The organism is Streptococcus mitis (assembly GCF_001281025.1).
Classification (GTDB): Bacteria; Bacillota; Bacilli; order Lactobacillales; family Streptococcaceae; genus Streptococcus; species Streptococcus mitis_AK.
This window is the reverse complement of the sequence record NZ_CP012646.1, coordinates 682583-698318: the sequence shown is the minus strand read 5'-3', so window position 1 is coordinate 698318 and position 15736 is coordinate 682583. Positions and strand designations below refer to the sequence as shown.

16 protein-coding genes and 1 pseudogene are annotated in these 15736 nt (G+C 38.4%); 5 read left to right on the top strand and 12 right to left on the bottom strand.

Going from position 1 to position 15736, the window contains the following annotated elements; all coding sequences use genetic code 11:
• Positions 1-290: 290 nt before the first annotated feature.
• The 4 genes from mraY to rsmH are packed head-to-tail and all read right to left on the bottom strand — an operon-like array spanning position 291 to position 4806.
• Positions 291-1271 carry a phospho-N-acetylmuramoyl-pentapeptide-transferase gene (gene mraY, locus RN80_RS03600; RefSeq protein ID WP_060627553.1) on the bottom strand — a complete coding sequence of 327 codons (981 nt, stop codon included), beginning with the start codon at positions 1269-1271 and terminating at the stop codon, positions 291-293.
• Position 1272: 1 nt separating this feature from the next.
• Entirely contained in the window at positions 1273-3525 is a 2253-nt protein-coding gene (gene pbp2x, locus RN80_RS03595) for a penicillin-binding protein PBP2X (protein WP_060627551.1), read from the bottom strand.
• Positions 3526-3528: 3 nt separating this feature from the next.
• Positions 3529-3846 (bottom strand): cell division protein FtsL, encoded by a 318-nt coding sequence (ftsL, locus tag RN80_RS03590; RefSeq protein ID WP_000227824.1) that lies wholly within the window; start codon positions 3844-3846, stop codon positions 3529-3531.
• 9 nt (positions 3847-3855) lie between these two features.
• Positions 3856-4806 carry a 16S rRNA (cytosine(1402)-N(4))-methyltransferase RsmH gene (gene rsmH, locus RN80_RS03585; protein WP_060627549.1) on the bottom strand — a complete coding sequence of 317 codons (951 nt, stop codon included), beginning with the start codon at positions 4804-4806 and terminating at the stop codon, positions 3856-3858.
• 166 nt (positions 4807-4972) lie between these two features.
• Between rsmH and RN80_RS03580 the strand changes: the two genes are divergently transcribed.
• From RN80_RS03580 to RN80_RS03560, 5 genes are read left to right on the top strand one after another with little or no spacing between them, the layout of a single operon-like run.
• Entirely contained in the window at positions 4973-5167 is a 195-nt protein-coding gene (locus tag RN80_RS03580; RefSeq protein ID WP_001082470.1) for a helix-turn-helix transcriptional regulator, read from the top strand.
• 15 nt (positions 5168-5182) lie between these two features.
• A complete protein-coding gene (locus RN80_RS03575) occupies positions 5183-5725 on the top strand; it encodes a DUF3278 domain-containing protein (RefSeq protein WP_060627547.1) in 543 nt (180 codons plus the stop codon).
• A 10-nt stretch (positions 5726-5735) separates the two neighbouring features.
• The gene (locus tag RN80_RS10100) at positions 5736-6077 is read left to right on the top strand and encodes a hypothetical protein (protein ID WP_060627545.1); all 342 of its coding nucleotides are present in this window, start codon (positions 5736-5738) and stop codon (positions 6075-6077) included.
• 12 nt (positions 6078-6089) lie between these two features.
• The gene (locus tag RN80_RS03565; protein ID WP_000711244.1) at positions 6090-6668 is read left to right on the top strand and encodes a DUF3278 domain-containing protein; all 579 of its coding nucleotides are present in this window, start codon (positions 6090-6092) and stop codon (positions 6666-6668) included.
• Positions 6665-7141, top strand: coding sequence for a glutathione peroxidase (locus RN80_RS03560; RefSeq protein ID WP_045612268.1), 477 nt, complete (start codon positions 6665-6667; stop codon positions 7139-7141). The genes RN80_RS03565 and RN80_RS03560 overlap by 4 nt, the downstream gene beginning before the upstream one ends.
• Positions 7142-7283: 142 nt before the next feature.
• On the opposite strand, the gene RN80_RS03555 is transcribed toward RN80_RS03560, so the two are convergent.
• The 8 genes and pseudogenes from RN80_RS03555 to RN80_RS03520 all read right to left on the bottom strand — a co-directional run bounded on the left by RN80_RS03555 (position 7284) and on the right by RN80_RS03520 (position 15733).
• Positions 7284-7577: a DUF5960 family protein gene (locus RN80_RS03555; RefSeq protein WP_060627543.1), complete on the bottom strand. Its 294-nt coding sequence runs from the start codon at positions 7575-7577 to the stop codon at positions 7284-7286.
• Entirely contained in the window at positions 7570-7932 is a 363-nt protein-coding gene (locus RN80_RS03550; RefSeq protein WP_060627538.1) for a hypothetical protein, read from the bottom strand. The genes RN80_RS03555 and RN80_RS03550 overlap by 8 nt, the downstream gene beginning before the upstream one ends.
• Positions 7929-9344 (bottom strand): Y-family DNA polymerase, encoded by a 1416-nt coding sequence (locus RN80_RS03545; protein ID WP_060627536.1) that lies wholly within the window; start codon positions 9342-9344, stop codon positions 7929-7931. The genes RN80_RS03550 and RN80_RS03545 overlap by 4 nt, the downstream gene beginning before the upstream one ends.
• Positions 9345-9347: 3 nt before the next feature.
• Positions 9348-10034 (bottom strand): XRE family transcriptional regulator, encoded by a 687-nt coding sequence (locus RN80_RS03540; protein WP_060627534.1) that lies wholly within the window; start codon positions 10032-10034, stop codon positions 9348-9350.
• 371 nt (positions 10035-10405) lie between these two features.
• Positions 10406-10873: pseudogene (locus RN80_RS03535) on the bottom strand (POT-type proton-dependent oligopeptide transporter); the annotation flags it as partial.
• 234 nt (positions 10874-11107) lie between these two features.
• Positions 11108-13321 (bottom strand): glycoside hydrolase family 31 protein, encoded by a 2214-nt coding sequence (locus RN80_RS03530; protein WP_060627529.1) that lies wholly within the window; start codon positions 13319-13321, stop codon positions 11108-11110.
• Positions 13318-13962 carry a DUF624 domain-containing protein gene (locus RN80_RS03525; protein ID WP_060627527.1) on the bottom strand — a complete coding sequence of 215 codons (645 nt, stop codon included), beginning with the start codon at positions 13960-13962 and terminating at the stop codon, positions 13318-13320. Before RN80_RS03525 ends, RN80_RS03530 begins: the two co-directional genes overlap by 4 nt.
• 205 nt (positions 13963-14167) lie before the next feature.
• On the bottom strand, positions 14168-15733 hold the full coding sequence (locus tag RN80_RS03520) for a type 2 periplasmic-binding domain-containing protein (RefSeq protein WP_050283608.1): 1566 nt from the start codon (positions 15731-15733) through the stop codon (positions 14168-14170).
• Between the last annotated feature and the right edge of the window lie 3 nt (positions 15734-15736).

The window sequence follows — 15736 nt, the reverse complement described above, 5'->3', positions numbered from 1 at the left end:
TCTTTGACCTTTATCTTAAAAAATTTAGACTAGCTAGATTGCTACTCTACGTACTATTTCTGGTTTTTCTTTTTCAAGCAGGAGTAGACTATCTTTACTTCTGAAGATTTCTAGATTAAACATAGACCCCACCTCTTTCTATTTTACTTTAAACAAGTGTTTTAGTAAGGTTTTCATTTACCTTACGTTCATAATATACTACATTAGTCAGAAAAGGTCAAGGGTTTTGACTTTAATTGACCAATATTTTTTAAACAGCAAAAACACCCTGAAATATCAGGGTGCCATTCTTACATCAAATACAAAATTGCTAGGGTCAGGAGACTTGCTAGAAGCCCCACTCCCCAAAAGAAGAAGTCAACCTTCCACTCGCTCCAAGGATCTCCTTTACCAGACAATCCTCCAAGCTCAAAATGGTGATGCACAGGCGTCATACGGAAAATACGTTTACCACCAGTCATTTTGAAATAGCCGACTTGCATCATAACCGAAGTTGTTTCAAAGACATAAATAATTCCGATAATCAAGAGAGTCCATTCTTGGTGGAGAGCCATTGAAATAGCTGCCAGCATTCCACCGAGAGCCAAACTTCCCACATCTCCCATAAAGACCTTAGCAGGCTTATGGTTAAAGACAAAGAAACCGAGCAAACCACCAATCATGGCAAGAATCACTAGAAGGATATCCATCTGACCTTGCACATAGGCAATAACGCCATAGGCAGACAAACTAATCACAACGGAAATACTAGCCAGACCGTCAATACCATCTGTCAAGTTCACTGCGTTTGAAAAACCAACTAGCCAGAAAAGAGCGAAGACAATATAGAAAATCCCTAGATGTACTTGATAACCAAAGACAGAAAGCATATCGCCACCACGCTCATAGAAAAGGTAGAAAATGACGCCACCTAGAAGCTGAAGAGCCAATTTCTGTTTGGGATTAAGGCCCTCATTGATTTTACGGAAGACCTTGAGGAAGTCATCTAAAAATCCGATTAAACCATAAAGAACCAAGATAAATAAAATCATACCAACATTATTGCTGAGTTGATTACTAAATAGGGCGAAAAAGAAAGCAACTAAAACAGAAGCAATTAAGAAAACCAAACCTCCCATTGTAGGAGTCCCAGCTTTTGCCTGGTGCTGTTTAACATCCTCATGCATCTGCTGGCCTGTAATTTGCGCCTTTCTATAAAATTGGATAAAGGCTGGAATTCCTACCAAAGTTAGTAAAAATGTCACAATTCCAGCACTGATAGAAATAAACATATTAGTCTCCTAAAGTTAATTTAATTTTTTTAATGTTTTTGATAGCTGTATTAGTCCGAACATCTTGCTTCTGAACGACGGAACCTGAACCTTCAAATTCCAACTCAATATCCAACCATTTAGCAAAGGTTTCAGCAGTCTCTTTTTTCCAGCCATACATGTCTGGAATTTCTTCTACCTTATCCGATAAAAGGATAACTTGTTGGTTTGGTGCAAGATTGGTCCCTTCTTCTACAGAAGTCTCTTTAATCTTTGTTCCAGTACCTACAACGATTGGTTGCACAATATTTCGGCGTAAGGCTTCCGCCAAATCACCAGGTGAAATATCCTTAATGCTAGGCATTGCATAAGAAGATTCTGTCGTCACTTGATCTAAATTCTTGGCTGGAGATTGAAGATTCAGAGATTCTTTCATAGCTGAAGCTCTCTCAAGGATTGGATTAGTAAACTCCCCAAGCGGAATTCCTGAATAATGTTCAGGCTGTTGAACCGTTACATACAAGATAAAATCAGGATTTTCAGCAGGGTTCATAGCCACAACCGAGAAAATGTAGTTGGTAGAACCAACCAAGTAGCCTCCATTTTTCTCGTCAGCGATTTGAGCCGTACCAGACTTGAGGGCTACATTTTGTCCTGGAACATTGACAGTTGGTTTCCCTGTCTTATGATTATACATAGTTCCATATACTGGATCGGTACCGACTAAAACCATATGCGTTCGCGTCAAGCTCGCTGCATCTTTAGACACAGGATTTCCCACAACTTCTTTTTGTGATTTCCGAGCAGTTTGATCATTTGGATCATACAAGGCCGTAATAAATTTAGGCTCCAACATAACCCCATCATTGGCAATGGCTGTAAAAGCACGTAGCATCTGGGTCTGCGTTACAGAAATCCCCTGACCAAATGCACTCATGGCAATATTAACAATATTATCTGCAGGCAATTGACCTGAATACTCATCAGTCAGACCAAAACGCGTCGGAACCCCAAACTTAAAGCGGTTTAGATAATCCAACCAAGTAGCATCTCCCATTTTTTGTTCAAGTAGACTCATTCCAACATTACTGGAGTGAGCGAAACCTTGTAAGAAAGTCATCATCCCACCAGTCGTCAAACCATCATTAACATCCCAATCTCGAATTGTCGCATCCGCTATTTTTAATTCACTACTATTGAAGTATTCTCCACCTGGGAAGGTATTGTTATCAATAGAAGCTGCTAGCGTCATGACCTTCAGGGCTGATCCTGGTTCGTAATTACTTTGATAAAGAATATCACGCCAAACAAAGTCTTTGGTGATACCATCCTTAGTATCTGCATTAAAGGTAGGTCGTTGGGTGGTAGCAAGGATTTCACCGGTCTTTGCACTGACCAAGGTCGCGGTCATATACTTACCTTTTACTTTTTCTAGAAAGGCATCCATCTGAGTTTCCATGAAAGATTGGAGCGGGCTAGACAATGTTGTATAAACATCCTTGCCATCCACAGTTTGTTGCGACACCTGTTCTGTTCCTGGTACGATATTTCCTACACGGTCTTTTTCATAGGTAATAATACCGTCTGTCCCAGCAAGAATGGTATTTAACGAACTCTCCAGACCAAAAGTTCCTAATAAACTCTTACTGCCGTCCTCATTTTCATGAAGTTGGGCTAACCCAATAAAACTAGAAGCAAATTGTCCATTTGGGTAGCTTCTGTTAGGGCTAGTTGTAAAGTCTATTCCTTCCACACTAGCATCTTTCAAATCTTTTTTAATAGCCATCATATTGGCATAGGTAATCCCATTTCCTTTTGCACCAAAGGAAACCTGGGTCAGATTTGGTTGAGCCAATTGCTCTTTCACATAAGCTTCATCCATATCCAAATACTTATGGAAGACTTCAGCTACCTTATTAAACTGCGAATCCTCTACATAAAGAATTTTACCCGTTGCTGACTTGTATTTTTTATCAATAACAGCATAGACGTTATAAGAGGTCGCATCTTCAGCAATAGGCACTCCATTTCGGTCATAGATAGTCCCACGTTTGGCAGGAACTGTTCGGGTTGTTTGGTGAACCTTTTTAGCCTCTTTTACCAAGTCAGTACCAAATATATTACCTTTTGCGATAATATAAGCAAAATTGGCCAAAAAGAGGCCGAAAAGGGCAACAGCTAAAAAGCTGAGGTACTTGCCAACTATCCTACGGTTTTTTGCTGGAGACTTACGATTTTTTATCGCAAATCGGGTTATTTTTTCTGTCCATTTCATATCTTACTCCGCTGTTCGGATATTTTCATTATTCAATTTCAAATCTTTTTTATCTGCAATTTCTTTCAAGCGCTCGGAACGAATCAATTCATTCACTTCCTGCTTGGCATCGTCCAGCTCTGTCTTCTTCTCCTCTATCTGCGCATTGATTTTTGTCAAATCACTTTGCACTTGCAAGAGTCGTGTCTGCATAAAGATAATGCTCACTGCTAAAACGAGTGCCGTAAAAGCAATCGAAAGATAAAATGCCTTCTCTACACGTGAGAATTTTTTTATACGATTCTGCAAGAATTGACTGGTTGTTTCTTTCTTATCTACCATTTTTTCCTCTTACTTGTGAATTTTTCTTGCCACGCGCAACTTAGCTGAGTGCGAGCGGTTATTGGCTTCTAATTCTTCTGCACTTGGCAAGATTGGCTTACGGGATACCAATTCCATCTTGGGCTTGAGATCATCTGGGATGAAAGGCAAACCTTTGGGAACTTCCACTGTTGAAGCTTCCTTGAACAATTGCTTGGTCAAGCGGTCTTCTAATGAATGAAAGGTAATCACTGAAATTCTACCATCCAGAGCCAAGATCTCCATAGCCTGCTGGATGGACTCATCTGCAGCTCCCAGTTCATCATTGACTTCAATCCGAATAGCCTGGAAGATCTGCTTGGCAGGATGGCCCTTCTTCTTGAGCTCCTTAGCAGGCTTAGCCGACTTGATGATCTCTGCCAACTCAGTCGTTGTCTCGATTGGCTTGACTTCCCGAGCTTGTTCAATCTTACGGGCTATTTGTTTAGAGAATTTGTCCTCGCCATATTTGAAGAAAATACGAACCAAATCATGATAGTCATAGTGGTTCACCACTTCATAAGCTGTCAGACTAGCTTCCTGATTCATCCGCATGTCCAGTGGCGCATCCTTTTTATAAGAAAAACCACGCTCACGCTGGTCCAATTGAGGACTAGACACTCCCAAGTCATAACAAATTCCATCAATTTCCTGAACACCAGCTTCGCGCAAACGTGCCTGTAAATGACGGAAGTTATCCTTGATAAAGGTCACCATTCCCTTTTCAATGTAAGGTGCCAAACGTTTTTGCGCATTGTTAATGGCATTCTGGTCCTGATCAAAGGCATAGAGATGGCCTTTTTCACTCAATTTACTTAATAAATATTCGCTATGGCCTGCTCCACCCAAGGTCGCATCAACGTAAACACCGTCAGGTTTCACATCAAGCATATCAATGGTTTCGTGGAGTAAGACCGTTACATGATGAAATTCTTTTGTCATATCTTATCTATTTTACCACAAATCTGACTAGCTTGCACTAGTCAGACAAATAAGGCAAAAACAAGTAAGATTTCTTTAAGAAATATGTCAAATATGCTTGACATCCACTCCATAGAAGAATATAATATAGTCAAATATATACGACATGAATCAGAAAGGAGTCCAGATGAATCGTGTGAAAGAATTTCGCAAGGAACTGGGTATTTCCCAGCTCGAACTCGCCAAGGATATCGGTGTCTCGAGACAGACCATCAATATGATTGAAAACGACAAGTACAATCCAACCCTGGAACTCTGTCTCAATCTCGCCCGCAGCCTCCAAACTGACCTAAACAGTCTCTTTTGGGAGGATGATTTTTAAAAAAGGAGCCAACTCATGAAAAAAGAAACCTTCACTGAAAAACTCATCAAACGCACATACGGTATTTCTGGTCCCCTTGACGAATACAAACGGCGTGAGGCCGATCGTATCGGTAACCAAGTCTTTATCATCCTCTTTTATCTGATGATTTTCGGAAATCTTATTCCACTCCTTCTGGCCTATAAATACCCTCAAGAAGTGGCTCTAATCTATCCTCCTCTGATTCTAGTGATTGCCCTCATCGCTGCTGGCTATGTCACCTACCAAATGAAAAAAACAGGGATTACAGCTATTGATCCAGATATGCTGAATGAGAAAGAAAGCAAGCAACTATACTACCCAGGTCTTAAAGCAGGTTTGTTCTTTGGTCTATGGATGTTTTTTATAACTCCTCTTCTCAGTATACTCATAGGTGAAGGTCAGGACTATTTTCATTCTCTTCTCACTATAAGAAATGGTGTATCAAGCATTCTCGGTTCTATTTTCTTCGGAGCGAGCATACAGTTTCTCATCTCCCGTCGCATTGCAAAAACTAAGAAAGATCAAGATGAGGATTAGGAGGTGCCCTATGAAATCACTAGTAACTTTACTATTCAGTCATATTTTTGTCAGCATCTTTATTACCTTCGTCCTGTTTTCTGGACATATTACGCGTCCTTTCTTGATCATTTTCCTTTTATTTCTTCCTTTGCTGAACAAGGGACAAATACTTCAGAAAATCCAATCCAAAAAAATACGCCTTCTAAACGTATCTCTCTGTTTTATTCTCGTATCCTTCCCACAACTTTTAAGGCGTCCTGCAGATTGGAGATACCTAGTATTTATAACAACCTGTATCATTTTTAGCTTGATTTACTTCTATACTTTCTATCAACTCGTTAAAGAAGTCAATCAAAAACCACTCATTTAGGAGGTTACTAGCATGAAAAAAGAAGACTTAACCACTCGCCTACTTCGAAATCTCTTTCACATTCAGGGCCCTTTTGATGAATGCCGACAAGAGATTATCTACAAGGCTTGTGCCCGTTCTATGGTTCAAATCGTTTATTCTTCCTTCTTTCTCTTCTTGTTTTATCTGTTATTTGGACGCTTCATAGAAGTGGTTCGCTATGCTATGCCCTATGTTTACTCTGGACTCATTTTTTTCATTACTTTAAAAACCCAAAGAGCCGTCCAAGAGCTTCATCTTGAAAAGGATGACAAATCAGAAATCATCCTCAAGACCTACAGCAAAGCCCAAATCAAATTCCGAAGCTGGATTGTGTTTATCGGTATTCAGATCGGCTTCTTTACCTTACTCATCTTTCATAAAGTCTTCGTTCAGCAGATGTCCTTTTCAGATTTTGGGAAGTTGCTCATGCAATTCGATAAAAGTGGTCCTTTCCTAATGTATGGCCTGATTATCGGTAGCATTTTTGGAACTCTGACCTACGGATTTCTATCCCTACAGGAGGAGAAACCTCCTAAAAATACCAAACAGAAGGAGAAAAGCAAGCAATGACTTCACTATACGATTTTTCAGTCTTGAACCAAGACAAGCAAGAAACTTCACTAAATGCCTATCGTGGTAAAGTTCTCTTGATTGTCAACACTGCTACCGGATGTGGGTTAACCCCCCAGTACAAAGGGCTGCAAGAACTCTATGATCACTATCAAGATCAGGGGTTTGAAATCTTGGATTTCCCTTGCAATCAGTTTATGGGACAAGCACCAGGCAGCGCAGAGGAAATCAACACCTTCTGTAGCCTACATTATCAGACCACCTTCCCACGTTTTGCCAAGATCAAGGTCAACGGTAAGGAAGCAGATCCTCTCTATGTTTGGTTGAAAGAACAAAAATCTGGCCCACTGGGAAAACGAGTCGAATGGAATTTCGCTAAGTTTCTCATTGGTCGTGATGGGCAGGTCTTTGAACGCTTCTCTTCCAAAACAGACCCAAAACAAATTGAAGAGGCGATACAAAACCTACTATAATTCACAATCTCACTATGATTAGGTTTCCTTTAGCCTGATGAATAGTGAGATTTTTTGATGGGCTTTGACTTAAATAGAAAAACACCCCATGATATGAACCATGAAGTGTTGTAAAAATGATACATTCATAGCAGACAAGGCGCTACTGACTGCTATTCTTGACTCCTGAGTATGTATAGGTCCTATTTCTGGGACACGCTTTTTCCGTTACCACCCTAAAATAAAAGCTATGCTCCCGCCCATCCTTGGCATTTTCCTTGTTTAAGACAAAGTAGTTTTTCTGATTCATCGCCATGGTTCGTAGGATGTCATCAATCAAGAAAGTCAAGGGTACGTTCATGGCAGAGTATTTTTGAAAATCCTCTTCAAAACGAATATAGTCATCTGAAAAATAATTCATCTGCAGTTTGTTTTCATACAGCTCTTTTCTAGTCATAAACTTCCTCCTCCCACAGCCGAATTTCTAGGATATCTGCAACCTCTATCAACCTATATCCCTCGTTTGTCCTAATAGATAGAGTCTGATGTGATAACTCTCTCACCACACCGATGATAGTGATTTTCTGCTTCTTTTCCTTGACCACAAAGCATCCCTTAAGTTGGCCAACATAAATCTGAGAAAGCAAGTTCAGTTTCTCAATTGGGTTCAAATTTGTTGAAAAAACAACCCGATTTTTTTCTTCACTAAGCGAACTAGTATGTTCTGAAAGGTAAAACCCCATCCACTTCTGCATACCTGGATCTTGATAATCTCGCGCAGATTGAAAAGGTAAATAAGAACGATCAATCATTTTAATCCATCTAATCCTCCAGCAGAATGTCCCCCAATCAGCTTGCTTCTAGCAAGACTCCTAGAGGCTTCTTCCAGTGCATTGGCTCTTAAAAGGGAAGTGAAACCAAATTGTTCCCGAATGGAGTCAATGGCCGTCTGGAGCCTTTCTTCTTTTTCTAACTTGTCAACATCATCAAAGAGAGAGATCAATCCAAAGGACTCGTCTACAAAGCCTGAATAGTTTACTCCGACACTTCTGACTGCTCCAGAAGTGTATTTGTTATGAAATAGCTTCAAAACATAATCCGTTAAGACAGCTGTATTATTGGTCGGTTCGACCTTCATTTGTGTGTGAATAGACGGCCTAACCTCCTCTTTAGAGAAACCGACATAGATAGAGACAAGGGTTGTTTTCTTGCCAGACCTTCTCAGTCTAATAGCCACCTGCTCCGCCATTTCTCGGAGAATAATTTCAATATCCCGTAGCTTCACGTAGTCTCTCGGCAAGATTTGAGAATTCCCCAAGCCCTTGGATTTGGCTTTATAGGGCTTATGAACATTGCTCTCATCAATCCCATTGGCATGAAACCACAAACGCAGACCAGCCTGACCCAGAGCTTTCTTTAACTGGTCTGGATTGCTGGTTGCCAATTCCTTGATAGAAAAAATCCCCAGAGCATGCAAGCGTTTCTCCATCCGCCTGCCAATTCCCCAAAAGTCGGTCATCTTGGGAATGGACCAGACCTTCTCTTCCACATCCTGGTAAGACCAGTTGGCCCTCATGGTCGGAGTGTGCTTGGCCTCATTATCCAGAGCCAACTTGGCCAGTAAAGGATTGGCATTTGACATGCCTACTGTAGAGTAGATCCCTGTCTGCCTCCAAATATCCCTCTGAATACGAGCAGAAAGTATATCCAGCTTGTCTTTGCGAGAGAGACTCTTATCTGGGATGAAATAGTTGAGCGAACTAGTCAGGTCAATAAAGCCCTCATCGATAGAGTATGGATAAATATCATCTGGACTGCCATAATTCTGAAAGATTCGCTGAATTTCCATATTGACTGCGATGTACTCATCCATCCTGGGTGGCACAATCAAGGTCACTTGAGCCCAATCTTCGATGTAGCGAACATAGTCTGAGTCGGTAGGTAGCCCTTGCTTTCGAGCATTGTAATAGGAAAATTTGCGGGTCTTGATATCAAAAGGCAAATCATAGGCCCGACCAACATTTGACTTGCCAAAAATCTTCTTAAACAGGGGAGAGGAGGCTAGGATAAGACCAGTGGAATTATCCGCGCGACTCATGACACAAAGCGAGGTTTTCAGCGGATGCAATCCTCTTTTCACACACTCAACACTGGCATAAAAGGATTTCATATCGACAAAGGCAATGTCACTTTTGGGCTCTCTGGAATAATCAAAGTAGCCCATTGGCTATCCCTCCATCGGCACAAAGTTCCCAACGATAATCCCCACAATCCGAGGATCTTCCTCATAGGAGATGAAAATATCCTTGTATTTAGGATTGATAGAGACCAGACGCAATCCATTCTCCTCTCGATAGACCCGTTTGATATAGGTCTGGTTGTTGCAAACCACTGCATAAACCGCTCCATCATAGTCAAATCCTGTCTCTCGAATCAGAGCTACTGAACCATTTTGGTATTTAGGTTCCATGGAGTCCCCAGACACCCATGACGCAAAATCATGAGCCAACTCCTCATTAAAGTAAACCGTATCAAAATTCTGATCATCGTAGACTGAAGCCCCAATCCCTGCTGACATGCGTTCATAAACACGGTACTCGTAGAGACGCTCTGGCATAGCTGTTACTTTTTGAGCTTGCTCCTCTTGAGATAGGTTACGAGCATAGAGAACAACCTTCTCCTGCCCTTGCTTGGAGAGGCTATGGTAGAGACGGACAATCTCGATCTGAGTAAAATATCCTTTGGGTACTTTTAAAATGTTCTCTAGCTGGACTACCTTCTCCTTGGACGGTTCCTTGACTCCACGTTCCCAAGCTGAGTAAGCCTGGAAACTAATCCCAAGTTGCTCTGCAATTTCCCTCTGTGTCAGTTTTAACTCTTTCCTCCGAGCCTTTAATTTTTCTGGCTGATACATACTTCACCTCCTATTATGATGATTTAATGGACATTATCTCCCTTAGAAAGACTAATCGATGCTTGAATCCATATTTTTAAAACTCAACCAATTTGGTTTAGTTTTATTATATAAAAAAAGTAGACAAATGTCCACTAGGAAAAGCAGAAACATCGTGAGTTTTATACTCAATGAAAATCAAAGAGCAAACTAGGAAACTAGCCGCAGGCTGTACTTGAGTACGGCAAGGCGACGTTGACGCGGTTTGAATTTGATTTTCGAAGAGTATTAATCAAACTAAAAGGACCTAGCCCTATACAATACAGAACTAAATCCTTTGAATAAATAATTGATCTAGCTTTTAAAATCCCTACAGAAATTCCAGTTTTTCTCTATTTGATACCGGACATTAGTTTTTCAATACGTGGAACGTAGAAGAATAAGATAATACTGAATACAATCGTAATTCCTCCAACAATTCCATAGTAAGCGACTTCAGTTTCGCTTGTATAAAATTTTACAATTTGAGCATTGATAGCTTGAGCAGCAGCATTACTCAAGAACCAGATAGACATCATTTGTGCTTGGAAGGATTTTGGTGCTAGCTTAGTAGTGACTGATAGACCAATAGGCGAAATCAACATTTCCCCCACAATCACAATAGACCAACTCATAATCAACCAGAAAGGACTGACCTTAACATCTGTCCCAAAGAGCATCCCTGGTAACATCATCCACAAGAAGGATAAACCTGCTGCTAATAAACCGTAAGCAAATTTCTTAGAAGAGGACGGTTGCTTTTTACCCATTTTCCCCCACAACCATGCAAAAATCGGCACATAAATCATAATGAAAAGTGGAAGTTACGTTGAAAAATCACCTTTAAAAATTTGCTCTTGTTTAGTTTAAAAATGTTTCAAACCTTGAAACATACTTATCATATCCTCTCCTCTTCAATAAACAAAAAAACATCCCTATACCAAGCTTGTAGCTACTGCAATACAAGCCAATAAGCATAGAGATGTAAAACTGTTACACATTAAAAAATAATAATTAGCAATTAAAGAATAGAAATTGTGTACGAAATTTCTCAATTAGTTTTCGCTAGTAAATATCATTTCCAACAAACGCCCTCTCAATTCCTTATCCTGATGATGCAAGATATTCATTAAGTCATGAGAATTTTTGGCATTGATGAATTGATTTAACAATCTATCTTTTAATTCATATGGCAGAGAAGCCGTCTTTAGTAGTCTAAAAACTTCATCATTTAGGGATGTTGTTTTATTATCTTTACATTCAAATCTAGCTGTATCATTCTTATTTGGCAATTCAATCATCGACACATTCGTTCCTTTAAAATGAATTCTATGCCTTCTATTGCTTGGAACGATACTAGAATCGCCTTGTAATGCTAACTCTACCATGCCCATTTCCCAGTCGATTGATAATCTTGTTTTATATCTTTGACCATTTTGATCTTCAATCATTTCAAAAGAATGTTGTTTTCCTGGGAATACATACCAATCTACAACTTCAGGTAAATCAACACCCATATCTATCTCAGAACCAACCAAGGGAATGATTGCACCACTTTTTGCAAACACAGGAATAGTCGAAATGTCTCTATAAACACTTAAGTTCACACCACCTGTATATTTTTTTTCTGAAAAGAAGTCATACCATTCACCTTCAGGGAACCATACATCTACTTTTGCAGATTGGAACGCCAAATCCATCTTTTCTACAATGGGAGCCACCATCAGTTCTGTTCCAAAAAAGTATTGATTTGGAACATTATAACTCTCATCATTCTCTGGGTAGAAATAATACATTGGGCTGATTAATGGGGCACCTTCCTCGTGTGTCTTTACATTCATGGTATATAGATATGGAATCATCTGATGTCTCAAACGAAGGTATTTCTTCATAATCTTAGATGTTGTTTCTGAAAAAAACCAAGGTTCCTTACTATTAAAGGGACTTCTAGAACTATGTAATCGAGTTATCGGACTAAAAATACCAAACTGTAGCCATCTAGTTTGTAACTCTTCGTCATAATCCCCCAGCATGTGCCCACCGATATCATGGCTCCACCAACTATAACCGATATTTGATGCTGTCGCTGTAAAATAAGGTTGAAATCTTAACGAATCCCAACTAATAATGGTATCTCCTGAAAAACCAACAGGGTAGCGGTGACTACCCGGCCCTGCATATCTTGATAAAATCAAACCACCTTCTGCATTTTTACAACTATCCTGATAGTGATAATGGTTTAAAAGCCATAGTGGATCTAGCATACCTTGTGTCCCTTGTTGCCAGTCAATCCACCAAAAATCTACTCCTTGCTTTTCTAGCTCATAATGAACATCTTTAAAGTAGGATTCCCTAAAAGAGGGATTAAAAAAATCAAAAATGGCAGGTTCTTCTAATTCTACATTTAACCCCAATCGTTTGGCAACTCGAGGATAAGCTTCTTCATAAGCCCGTATACCATCAGCAGGATGGACATTTAAGGAGAGTTTTAACTTTTTATCATGAAGTTGTTGCAATAACTGTTCTGGATTTGGTATTAAGTTTTTATTCCAACTATATCCTGTCCACCCACTTCCAAAACGGGCTGGAATTTCAGTTATATGCCAATCCATATCTAACACACCGATAGATAATGGAATTTTCTCTGTTTCAAATCTGTCTATTAAATCCAAGTATTCATCCGACGTATAAGGCCAATACCTACTCCACCAATTCCCTAAAGCATATCTTGGCAATAAGGGTGTTGAACCAGTCAAATGGTAAAAGTCTCTGATTGCTCCTCTATAATCATGCCCATAGGCAAAGAAATAGAGGTCAATTTGATTTTCTCTCTCCATATAACCAGACTGTTCATCCCAAATAAATCCTTGAGAATCATCCAATAAGGCTATACCATTTCGGCTAATAATTCCATCTTCTAATGGGATTGCTCCATCTGCCTTATCCAGAGTCCGAGCTGTTCCTTTTAACGTTTCAATAGATTCACCAAAATACCAGCGACTACCATATACGGCAAAATTTCCTTTTAATTCTATAAATAGATTTTCGGCGTTAAATTCTCCTTTATTAAAGTGCAGATGAAAATAGTCCGTCATAATATCTAGTACGTTTGATGTCTCGATATAATCTAACGAAACTTGACCAAAATCTCTATTATAGATAAGTTGTGTAGTTCTATCCTCAAAACTTCCAGTTTGAGAGTATTCTAACCTTACTAACTTGTCTGTTAATACAGAGATTCGATAAAGCTCTCCCTTAAAAATTTTCAATTTGTTTCCCTCCTTTTAGTAAATTTCTTTACCTTATCAAACATTTTATTTGTTATCGTTACATTCATCAATCCGCAAAAAGCAAATCCCCCAAATGTAAATACGTAAATAGCTGTTAAAACTCGTTCTGGACTACTAAAACTCATATACAGTACAGAAATATTAAATAAAACCAACATGATAGCTTGTATTGGATTTAAAATACAAATTAATACGCTATTTACAATACTATTTTTTAGATTATCTTTAAATAAACCAATATAGGGAAAAACAACACTCATAAAAAGTATTATAACAAATAAAAAGGGCAACACTAACAATAAACTATACTCTGAAAGTAAACTTGAATAGCCCCAAAGACAATAGTTCACATATAAAAGTAATTCTATTAGGAGGATAAACAACCAAATAAAAGTTGATTGTTTAAAATTTTGTCTAAAGATCCGAAAATAATGATAAGCAATATCGGTATCTTTACCTTTTAAAATACGATACCACATTGTCGTAAGAGAAGTTAGTGATGCCCCAATTGTAACTATTGGAATACAACTAACAATAAATAGAGTATTTAAAATAATTAAATCTGTCAAAAAAGTTAAAATTCTAACCAGTTTTCCATCTAATGAAAATAATTTTTGCATAATAGATATCTCCATAAAATCGATTGCCTTAACTCTATATTTTATAATGTCAGTTGTACAAAAATATTACCTAAATTATTTAAAAAACATTTCCAAATTTCTTTAAAAATTAGAATAAAGGAAGCGAGATAATCTGATGTTATCAGTCTCGCTTCCTATAATTAGCTAGTCTCTTGTTCATACAACCAAGAGTTCATATAAAATATTACTCTTTTACTTCTTTTTGGTAACGATTATATGCTTCCTGTTGAATCTTCATAAATTCGTCCAATCCCATATTCTTAAGAGTTTCTTTGTATGAGTCCCATTCTTTTTCTATGCCGCCTTCAACTACCCATTTAGATGCTTGTTGTTTGACATAAGATTCAATACTCACATAGATTGATGATAATTTGTTAAGTTCTTCTTGTGAATAAATCACATTAGGGTAAGCTGGCAACGCAAATTGTTTCAAATCTTGGTCCATCTTCAATTTCAATCCATCACCTTGTGTTTGATCGATTTCTACGCGACTATTGATATCATCGCTTACGTATTTAGGACCAAAATCTCGAAGTGAATTAATCCATGCCCATTCATCAGCTGATTTACCATCTTTAGGAGGTAACACTTTAAACTTATCACCATTCTTTTCAGTAGCTATTCCAAATGATCCATAGAAATTTTGAATACTTGCTTCATCTGTATATAATTTATCCAACCATTTCAATAATTTAGCAGGGTTTTTGCTCTTATTTGTAATCAAAATTTCATTTCGACCATAGTTGTAATGATCTGGATCAGAAAAGACATATTGTTTACCATCCATACCTTTTAAAGCAGGTAGAGCAATATATTCACTTGAGTGTAATCCAAACGTTGCATCTGCTGTCCAACCACTAGAGACACCTACTCTAGATACTCCCTTATCCATACGTTTTGCTACACTCATAGAGGTATCTTCTGTAAAGATTTCCGGATCAATCAAACCTTTTTTATAAGATTCGTGCATTGCTGCAATCCCTTGTTTATAGCTTTCTTCTGTACGAAGGTAGACTGGTTTTCCATCTTTTACAGACATTTCATATGTATTATCTGCCCCTAAACGATTATTGAACGGAAGAATATATGAGAATGTTGGATCAAAGTTTCCTGCTCCGAATGGAATTTCATCAGAAGTGTCTCCATTTCCGTTCGCATCTTTATCCTTAAATTCTTGTAGTACTTTTACTAAATCATCATAAGTTTCTGGAACCTTTAATCCTAAATTATCCAGCCACTTTTTATTAATAAATAGCTGATTAGCTACAGTAGGACGCATCGGTAATTTTTTAGGTAGACTGTAGATATGACCATCTGGTGAAGTAATCATAGCTTTAATCTTAGGTTCTTTCTCCATAGCCTTAGTTAAATTTGGCATGTTTTCTTTGATTAAATCTTCCAATGGAATAAATAAAGATTGGTTCTGAGCAATTTCTGAATCTGTAAAAGCATTTGAACCTAAAAATGCATCTGGTAAATCTCCACTAGCAACCAACACAGATTTCTTATCTGCCCAATCTGCAGCTACAAGTGTATCCCATTTAACATCGATACCTGATTCTTTGGCAGAATCAGTTAGAAAACCTTTATGATAATCTTCCCCCCAGTCAGACCAACGAACAGTTGTGATTTTATAAGAATCTTCTCCAGACTTATCATCCTTATTCGCATTATTAGAATTTGCACAGGCTGTTAAGCCAGCAAGTGTAACTGTTCCTAAGAACAAATATGTAAATGATTTATTTTTCATGTT

Excerpts from the sequence above, each read along its gene's own strand:
- ftsL (WP_000227824.1), bottom strand. The coding sequence starts at position 3,846 with ATGGTAGATAAGAAAGAAACAACCAGTCAATTCTTGCAGAATCGTATA.
- RN80_RS03560 (WP_045612268.1), top strand. The coding sequence starts at position 6,665 with ATGACTTCACTATACGATTTTTCAGTCTTGAACCAAGACAAGCAAGAA.
- RN80_RS03550 (WP_060627538.1), bottom strand. The coding sequence starts at position 7,932 with ATGATTGATCGTTCTTATTTACCTTTTCAATCTGCGCGAGATTATCAA.
- RN80_RS03575 (WP_060627547.1), top strand. The coding sequence starts at position 5,183 with ATGAAAAAAGAAACCTTCACTGAAAAACTCATCAAACGCACATACGGT.
- RN80_RS10100 (WP_060627545.1), top strand. The coding sequence starts at position 5,736 with ATGAAATCACTAGTAACTTTACTATTCAGTCATATTTTTGTCAGCATC.
- RN80_RS03520 (WP_050283608.1), bottom strand. The coding sequence starts at position 15,733 with ATGAAAAATAAATCATTTACATATTTGTTCTTAGGAACAGTTACACTT.
- pbp2x (WP_060627551.1), bottom strand. The coding sequence starts at position 3,525 with ATGAAATGGACAGAAAAAATAACCCGATTTGCGATAAAAAATCGTAAG.
- RN80_RS03580 (WP_001082470.1), top strand. The coding sequence starts at position 4,973 with ATGAATCGTGTGAAAGAATTTCGCAAGGAACTGGGTATTTCCCAGCTC.
- mraY (WP_060627553.1), bottom strand. The coding sequence starts at position 1,271 with ATGTTTATTTCTATCAGTGCTGGAATTGTGACATTTTTACTAACTTTG.
- RN80_RS03540 (WP_060627534.1), bottom strand. The coding sequence starts at position 10,034 with ATGTATCAGCCAGAAAAATTAAAGGCTCGGAGGAAAGAGTTAAAACTG.
- rsmH (WP_060627549.1), bottom strand. The coding sequence starts at position 4,806 with ATGACAAAAGAATTTCATCATGTAACGGTCTTACTCCACGAAACCATT.
- RN80_RS03555 (WP_060627543.1), bottom strand. The coding sequence starts at position 7,577 with ATGACTAGAAAAGAGCTGTATGAAAACAAACTGCAGATGAATTATTTT.
- RN80_RS03565 (WP_000711244.1), top strand. The coding sequence starts at position 6,090 with ATGAAAAAAGAAGACTTAACCACTCGCCTACTTCGAAATCTCTTTCAC.
- RN80_RS03545 (WP_060627536.1), bottom strand. The coding sequence starts at position 9,344 with ATGGGCTACTTTGATTATTCCAGAGAGCCCAAAAGTGACATTGCCTTT.
- RN80_RS03525 (WP_060627527.1), bottom strand. The coding sequence starts at position 13,962 with ATGCAAAAATTATTTTCATTAGATGGAAAACTGGTTAGAATTTTAACT.